Annotated in this window: 1 pseudogene; it reads right to left on the bottom strand. The window is 76.5% G+C overall.

The window, feature by feature from the left end:
* A pseudogene (locus tag BM536_RS43785) lies at nt 1-1,078 on the bottom strand (PAS domain-containing protein); the annotation flags it as partial.
* Nucleotides 1,079-1,635 lie beyond the last annotated feature (557 nt).

Genomic DNA, 1,635 nt, shown 5'->3' with positions numbered 1-1,635 from the left:
CCACGACGGCATCGGCAGCCGGCCCCGTCCCACCGGCCCCGTCCCACAGGCCGCCGACCGGCACGCCCCGCCCGGCGCAGCACCACGGACCCGTCCGGCCCCTCGGCCCGTCCCACCACGGGCTCGGCACCGCGCAACACCGACTCCAGCAGATCCACGGCTACGGCGTCGGCGAAGCCCGGCACCACCACCTCGGCCAGCTCCTGCGCGGTCCGGGCGATGTCGAGGCTGCGGCCGATGTGCCGGCCGGCCCGGTCCAGGAGGGCGAGGCGCTGCCGGGCGCGGTGCCGGTCGGTGATGTCCACGACCGTGTAGTAGACGCCGATCGGCCGACGGCGGTCGTCGTCGAGGCGGGTGAACGACAGCACGTGCGCCGTCTCCCGGAACGGCGCGTCCCGCAGGCGCCCGACGTGCTCGTAGCCGACGACGGGCTCACCGGTCTCCAGCACCTGCCGCATCCGTGCCTCGACCGCGTCCGCGTCGAAGCCCGGCTGGACGTCCGCCAGCCGCAGCCCCAGCCGGGTCTCGGGCGCGCCGCCGCCGAACTGGGCCAAGGTCGCGTTGGACCACACGAACCGCAGGTCCGTGTCCACGATCGCGATGCCGATCGGCGAACCGGCGACCATCTGCTCCAGCACGGAGCGGCTCATGCTCCAGCCGTGCGCTTCGGCCATCTCGTTCACCAGGACCAGCCAGCGCCCCGGCCCGCCGGGCTCGTCCGCCGAGGTGATCCGTGCCATCACCGGCACCGCGTGCCGTCCTTGCGGCGGGCCGACAGCAGCCCGGCCCAGCCGCCGGACCGACGGCACAGCTCCAGTACGTCCGGCACCCGCTCGGCGTCCCCGACGGTCAGCAGCCCGGCCAGGTCCTTGCCCACCGCCTCGGCGGCCACATAACCGAACAGCCGCTCGGCGTCCCTGGTCCAGCCGGTCACCACGCCCCGCGCGTCGAGGAGCAGCGGCACGGCATCCGCCACATCGAACCGCCGACGGGCGCCATCGCCCACGTCGAGACTGCCCACGGCCGCCCTCTCCGTCGCTGAGAGTCCTGAGAGTCCTCTGCCACCTCTCGACTCCATCTTCACCCTGCACCCGCGGGAGGGCCTCCGGCGGTGAGCGGGGCACGACGCGCGCGGCCCGGAGCGCGGGCCCCGGCCGGGCCGAGAGCGGAACTCCGGAGGTGGCTCCCGTAGTGAGGGTGACCGGGCTCCCGGGATGAGCGGGGCGGCGCCCGCACGGGTGGTTCGCTCCCGTCGCCCCTGCCCGTTGCCGTCCCCAGGGGCTCCGCCCCTTCAACCCCGGGGTCGGCCGGTCACCGTGCGGGACCCGCGGCTGCGAGGAAACCCGACCCCTGTGGACGCCGCCCCCGCGGGGGACCCGCCCCGTGCGGGCGCCGCCCTCGCGAAGCATCCGCCTGCGCGAGGGACCCGCCCGTGCGGGGCGCGCCGCCTCCGTGCGGGATCTGCCCCCGGACCTGCACCCGTGTGCGGGCGCCGCCTCCGCGTGGGATCTCCGGCCGCCGAGGGATCCGCCCCGTGCGGACACCGCCCCCGGGGATCTCCGGCCGCGAGGGACCGGCCCCGTGCGGGCGCCGCCCTCGCGAGGGATCTGCCCCCAGACCTGCACCCGTGTGCAG

Origin of the sequence: Streptomyces phaeoluteigriseus (assembly GCF_001896135.2) — a bacterium.
In the GTDB taxonomy this organism is placed as follows: domain Bacteria; phylum Actinomycetota; class Actinomycetes; order Streptomycetales; family Streptomycetaceae; genus Streptomyces; species Streptomyces phaeoluteigriseus.
Note: the sequence above shows the minus strand (reverse complement) of the source record. Positions and strands in the feature narration are given on the sequence as shown.